We start from the raw sequence: 5,597 nt of genomic DNA, 5'->3' as shown, positions 1-5,597 counted from the left end.
GCGTCGATCAGGACCCAGTCCGCATGCGGCATGCCCTCGACGCGGCACTTGCCGTACCCCGCCTCCTTCAGGGCGCGCAGCAGATGGTCGGCCATCGCGCCCACGTGCCGCTGCGAACGGCCCGAGGCGACGATGAGCCCGTCCGCAACGGGGCTCTTGCCCTTGAGGTCGATAAAGACGACGTCCTGGGCCTTGTCCTCGTCCAGCCGCGAGAGGATGAGGTCCTCGATCGCGGTGATCCGGCCCGGATCGTTGATGGAGGCTTCGGCGCTTGCCGGGGCCTCGTGCGCCGTCGACGGCGCAGGGTTACGGTTCAGCGGGTTGCTCCTTTGGTGTCCACGCTTCGGTGATCCTACCACAGGCCGGGGCGGCCGGGCAGGGCCCACGCAACACCCATTCAAGCCGGGGCGGCGCGCGCCGGTTCCCGCCTAGCTCTTGTGCGGCGGCTGCGCCCGCGCCCGCGCCCGCAGGGCCGTCGAGGACTGGAAGTTGAAGCGGCCGAACAGGAACACCCAGGCCGGCGTCGGGCTGCCCGGCAGGCGGATCGCGCTCTGCGGCGCGCGGCGGTAGCGGCCGAAGCGCTGGGCCGCCGGCGAGAAGCGGCTCTTCAGCGAGATCCAGGGCCGCGACACGACGGCGACGGGGACCTCGCGCATGATGTCCGTCCAGCCCTTCCAGCGATGGAACGAGGCCAGGCTGTCCGCGCCCATGATCCAGACGAACCGGACGCCGGGGAAGCGCGCCTTCAGCGTGCGGATGGTGTCGACCGTGTAGGTCGAGCCCAGCCGGGCCTCGGCGGCGGTCACCACCATGCCGGGCCCGCGCGTGAGCGCCTCGACCCCGGCGATGCGGTCGGCGAGGTCTGCGGTGTCCTGCCCGCGCTTCAGCGGGTTCTGGGGCGACACGAGCCAGATCACGCGGTCGAGCCCCAGGCGCCGCTTGGCCGTCTCGGCCACGTGGGCGTGACCGTCGTGGGCCGGGTTGAAGGAACCGCCGTAGAGCCCGACCTTCATGCCCCGCGACAGGGTGAAGCCGAGGCGGAGCGCCTGCGGACGGCCGGCGAGGGGCGCGCGGCGCGCCGGGCCTGCGAACCACATGCGCGGGGCTTACCGGGCGCGCGGCGGGGTCGGCGCGCCCCCGCGGTCGAGGTGCGGATCCGCCTGCCGGACCCGCGACCTGACGGTGAAGACGCCGTCGCCGGCCAGGACGCCGCCGCGGGCGAACAACCGGCCGTTCTCCCAGTTCGAGAGCCCCAGCTCGGGCCGGTTCAGCGCGTACTGACCGTCGACCCAGCGGGTGAAGCCGTCCCCCACGAAGGGGGCGTCGATGGTGGCGTAGAAGCGGTCGTGCGCCGCCGCGTCCGCGGAGATCAGGGCGGCGGCGAAGCGCGGGCTGAAGGTGTTGAACAGGGCCACGGCGTGGGCGACGTCGTCGACCACCTTCAGCGTGACCTCGGGGGTCTCCTCCCACTCCCATTCGCGGCCGAGGTCGGCGTCGGACAGGGGCTCGGCCAGCGGCTCTTCCACGGGCCCCTCGGCGCGGACCACCGTGGCGCGGGCCGTGCGCCAGCGTTCGGGCAGCCGGGCCCAGTCGGCCTCGGCCACGTGCAGCTTCACGCCCCTGCGGCGCTCGCCGGCGCGCTCCAGCGCCTCGAGGAAGACCGGCAGGAGGGCGTCGGCGGCGTCGCGGGCGATGCAGCAGGTGTTGAGGGTGTTGCAGACCTTGCGGTCCAGCGAGTGGAACACCGCGGCGTGGAAGCGATCCGGATCGGCGGTGGCGTCGGCGACGATCCAGGCGCCGCCCGTGCCGTGCAGGCTGACCGGCGTTCCGGCCTGCCGCGCGATGGCGCCCAGCTGCGCCACGGCCGCGCCCGAGCCGCGCGCCACGGCCAGCGAAAGGCGGCTGTCGGCGAACATCGCCCAGCCCGCGGCGTGGGCGGCGGAGTCCACCAGGACGGCCGCGCCCTCGGGCAGCCCCGCCTCGGCCAGCGCGGGATCCAGCGCCTGGGCCACGATGGCCCGCGCCGTGCCCAGGGCGTCCGAGCCGATGCGGAAGACCACGGTGTTGCCGGCGCGGATCACGCCGGTGGCGTCGGCGAAGACGTTGGGCCGGCCCTCGAACACGAAGCCGACCACGCCCAGCGGCGCGACCAGCTGCTCGACGCTCCAGCCCGCGTGGCGGACGGTCTCGATGACCCGGCCGCGGGGCGGCTCGGCGTCGCGCCAGGCGCGGAGACCCGCGATCATGTCGCGGCGCATGGCGTCGGTGGCGGCGAGGCGCGTGGTCGAGCGACCGCGGCCGCGCGCCCGCTCGACGTCCGCGGCGTTGGCGGCGGCGATGGCGGACCAGACGGCCTCGTCCTCGAGCCGGCGGGCGAAGGCCTCGAAGAAGGCGGTGATGGCGGCGTCCGGCGTCTCGCCCATCCGCGCGAAGGCCGCGGCCGCACGGCCGACGGCGGCGTCCGCGGCCGCCTGCTCCATAGCGGGGATGTGCAGCAGGTCGCCGGTGTCCTGGACGACCACCAGGCGGTCGCCGGGGCGGAAGGCGGCGGCGAGGTCCGGGCTCACATAGGCCACGCGGTCGCCGGCGAACGGGATCGCCTGGCCGGGCGCGAGCGCTTCCAGCCGGCCCGTCCCCGAACCGATCGGGCGGACCGCCTGCGCCTCCCTGCCTGTCGCGCCGTCGTCCACGGCTCCCCCTTTTGCTCGCCTTGAGCCTAACCTAGGCCGTCACCGCGCCCGCGGAAAGCGCGAGGTCGTCGGCATGCACCAGCGGCCCCGAGGTGTAGCCCAGCACCGCCTCTATGGCGTCGGACTTGAGCCCGCAGATTTTGGCCGCGTGGTCGGCGGGGTAGCGCGACAGGCCGCGGGCGATCTCCACCCCCGCCGCGTCGCGGATCACCACGGCGTCGCCCTTCTCGAAGCGTCCGTCGATGCCGCGGACCCCGGCGGCCAGCAGGCTCTTGCCGCGCCGGACGGCGTCGGCGGCGCCGGCGTCGACCGTCACGGAGCCCGCCGGGGCCAGCGAGCCCGCGATCCAGGCCTTGTAGGCCGCCCGGGGCGTGGTCTCGGGCTCGATCACGGTGGCCTTCGCGCCGGCCTCGACCGCCGACAGCGGGCTGGGGCGCTCGCCCAGGGTGATGATCGTGGCGCAGCCGGCGTGGCTGGCGATGCGGGCCGCCTCGAGCTTCGTCGCCATGCCGCCGGTGCCCACGCCGGCCGCGGCGTTGGCGCCGCCGGCCATCGCCTCGATCTCGGGCGTCAGGCGCGCGATGCGGGGGATCAGGGTCGCGGCGGGATCGCGCCGGGGATCGGCCGTGTGCAGGCCCTCCACGTCGGAGAGCAGCACCAGAGCCTCGGCCCCCACGAGCTGGGCCACCCGGGCCGACAGGCGGTCGTTGTCGCCGACGCGGATCTCCTCGGTCACCACGGTGTCGTTCTCGTTGATCACCGGGATCACGTTCAGGCCCAGCAGGGTCTCGACGGTGGCGCGGGCGTTCAGCCAGCGGCGGCGAACCTCGGTGTCGTCGCGGGTCAGGAGCACCTGCGCGCAGGCGAGGCCGAGGGGGGCCAGGGCCTCCTCCCAGGCGCGCATCAGCGCCGACTGCCCGGCGGCCGCGGCGGCCTGCTTCTCGGGCAGGCTGAGGGCGCGTCGGCCGAGGCCCAGGCGGCGCCGGCCGAGCGCCACGGCGCCGGACGAGACGATCAGGACCTGCTGGCCCCGGGCCTTCAGACGCGCCACGTCGGCGGCGAAGTCGGCCAGCCACGCGGCATGCGCCGCGCCGTCCGGCCCCACCAGGAGCGCGGACCCGACCTTGACGACGATGCGCCGGGCGGCGGCCAGTTCGCGCATCAGGGCCGCCATTCCTGGGGTCCCGCGGCCTCGGCGGCGGCCTCGGCCTTGCGCTCGCGCACCAGGGCGTAGGCCTCGCGCAGCAGCTCGGTCACCCCGATCTTCGCCACGCCCGACACCCGGCGCACCTTGGCGCCCACCGCGGCCTCGAGCTCGGCGGCTTTCTGGGCGATGGTCTCGGCGTCGAGCGCGTCGATCTTGTTCAGCGCGACGATCTCGGGCTTGTCCTCCAGCCCCTCGCCATAGGCGACCAGCTCGTGGCGGACCGTCTTCCAGGCGCCGGCCACGTCCTCCTGCGTCGCGTCGACCAGGTGGATCAGCACCGCGGTGCGCTCCACGTGCCCCAGGAACCGCGTCCCGATGCCGGCGCCCTCGCTGGCCCCCTCGATCAGGCCCGGGATGTCCGCGAGGATGAAGCGCTCGCCCTCCGAGATGTCCACCATGCCCAGGTTCGGCGCCAGGGTCGTGAAGGGGTAGTCGGCGATCTTGGGCTTGGCCGCGCTGGAGGCGGCCAGGAAGGTGGACTTGCCGGCGTTGGGCAGTCCGACCAGCCCCACGTCGGCGATCAGTTTCAGCCGCAGCCAGATCGCCATCTCCTGGCCCTCCTGGCCGGGGTTGGCGTGGCGCGGGGCCTGGTTGATGGGGCCCTTGAAGCGCTCGTTGCCGAAGCCGCCGTTGCCGCCCCTGAGGAGCTGCATCCGCTGCCCGGGCTGCGAGAGGTCGGCGATCAGCTGCTTGTCGTCGTCGAGCACCTCGGTGCCCACCGGCACCTTCAGGACCACGTCGGCCCCGGCGGCGCCGTGGCGGCTGCGGCCCATGCCGTGGACGCCCGTGCCGGCCTTGAAGTGCTGCTGGTAGCGGTAGTCGATCAGCGTGTTCAGGCCGTCGACGGCCTCGATCCAGACGTCGCCGCCCTTGCCGCCGTCGCCGCCGTCGGGGCCGCCGTACTCGATGTACTTCTCGCGGCGGAAAGAGACCGCGCCGGCCCCGCCGTTGCCCGAGCGGACGTACACCTTGACCTGATCGAGGAACTTCATCGCCGGGGCCGATAGCACAAAATCGACTTGCGGGGGGCGTAGGCTTCGATCAGCGCGGCAGCAGCCGGAGGGTCGCGGCGACCGCCAGCGACTTGATCGCCGCGCCCGGCAGCAGGGGCAGGATGCCGACGGTGAACGCGGGCATCGGGTCCATGAAGGTGGCCAGGCCCGCCCAGCCCACGGCCAGGACGATGGCGTGACCCGCCAGCACCAGGAGCGTGAGCGCGATCCAGCCCTTGGCCCTGGCCGCGCCCTCGCCCACGACCCAGGCCGCCGCGGCCATGCCGGCCAGGAAGCCCATGGTGGACCCGGTCACCGCGCGCCAGCCGCCCGCGCCGTTCGCCAGGACCGGGAGCCCGAAGGCCGCGGCGGCCAGCCAGGCCAGCACGGCCAGGAGCCCGAGACGTCCGCCGAACAGCCCCGCCACGACGAAGAGCGCGTAGGTCTGCAGGGTGATGGGAACCGGCCCCAGGTCGAAGCTCGCCCGGCCGGCGGCGGCCAGCGCCAGAGCCCCGGCGACGACGGCCGCGGCCTGGTACGGCGGCGGCAGGCCGCGGGTTCGTGACTTGCGGGACGCGGCGGCGGTCATGGCGGCGGGCCTTAGCACGGAAAGGCCGGATGAGGGACCGCTCGACCCGCCGCCCGCCGGGGAGGGGAGACGAGCGGGGGGGAGCCATGGTCCCTCATCCGGCCGGGCGCCCCCGCGCC

At 74.7% G+C, this 5,597-nt stretch carries 6 protein-coding genes; all 6 read right to left on the bottom strand.

What is annotated here, in order from left to right:
- On the bottom strand, positions 1-359 hold a 359-nt coding region (gene rsfS / locus JNK30_RS11965), incomplete at its 3' end, for a ribosome silencing factor (protein WP_293482466.1).
- A 69-nt stretch (positions 360-428) separates the two neighbouring features.
- Positions 429-1,097: a nicotinate-nucleotide adenylyltransferase gene (locus JNK30_RS11960; protein WP_293482465.1), complete on the bottom strand. Its 669-nt coding sequence runs from the start codon at positions 1,095-1,097 to the stop codon at positions 429-431.
- A 9-nt stretch (positions 1,098-1,106) separates the two neighbouring features.
- The gene (locus JNK30_RS11955) at positions 1,107-2,690 is read right to left on the bottom strand and encodes an aldehyde dehydrogenase family protein (protein ID WP_293482464.1); all 1,584 of its coding nucleotides are present in this window, start codon (positions 2,688-2,690) and stop codon (positions 1,107-1,109) included.
- A gap of 31 nt (positions 2,691-2,721) precedes the next feature.
- Complete coding sequence (gene proB / locus JNK30_RS11950) at positions 2,722-3,864, bottom strand: glutamate 5-kinase (protein ID WP_293482463.1); 1,143 nt, start codon at positions 3,862-3,864, stop codon at positions 2,722-2,724.
- On the bottom strand, positions 3,852-4,889 hold the full coding sequence (gene obgE / locus JNK30_RS11945; RefSeq protein WP_293482462.1) for a GTPase ObgE: 1,038 nt from the start codon (positions 4,887-4,889) through the stop codon (positions 3,852-3,854). Before obgE ends, proB begins: the two co-directional genes overlap by 13 nt.
- Before the next feature lie 49 nt (positions 4,890-4,938).
- Positions 4,939-5,478, bottom strand: a complete 540-nt coding sequence (locus JNK30_RS11940) for a biotin transporter BioY (RefSeq protein WP_293482461.1) — start codon at positions 5,476-5,478, stop codon at positions 4,939-4,941.
- Positions 5,479-5,597 lie beyond the last annotated feature (119 nt).

The organism is Phenylobacterium sp. (assembly GCF_016793225.1).
Taxonomy (GTDB): Bacteria; Pseudomonadota; Alphaproteobacteria; order Caulobacterales; family Caulobacteraceae; genus Phenylobacterium.
The sequence above is the reverse complement of the archived record's forward strand: the minus strand, read 5'-3'. Positions and strand labels throughout refer to the sequence as shown.

What these genes read in the sequence shown, in the direction of transcription:
- JNK30_RS11960 (WP_293482465.1), bottom strand. Translation starts at nt 1,097, where the DNA reads ATGTGGTTCGCAGGCCCGGCGCGCCGCGCGCCCCTCGCCGGCCGTCCG.
- proB (WP_293482463.1), bottom strand. Translation starts at nt 3,864, where the DNA reads ATGGCGGCCCTGATGCGCGAACTGGCCGCCGCCCGGCGCATCGTCGTC.
- obgE (WP_293482462.1), bottom strand. Translation starts at nt 4,889, where the DNA reads ATGAAGTTCCTCGATCAGGTCAAGGTGTACGTCCGCTCGGGCAACGGC.
- JNK30_RS11940 (WP_293482461.1), bottom strand. Translation starts at nt 5,478, where the DNA reads ATGACCGCCGCCGCGTCCCGCAAGTCACGAACCCGCGGCCTGCCGCCG.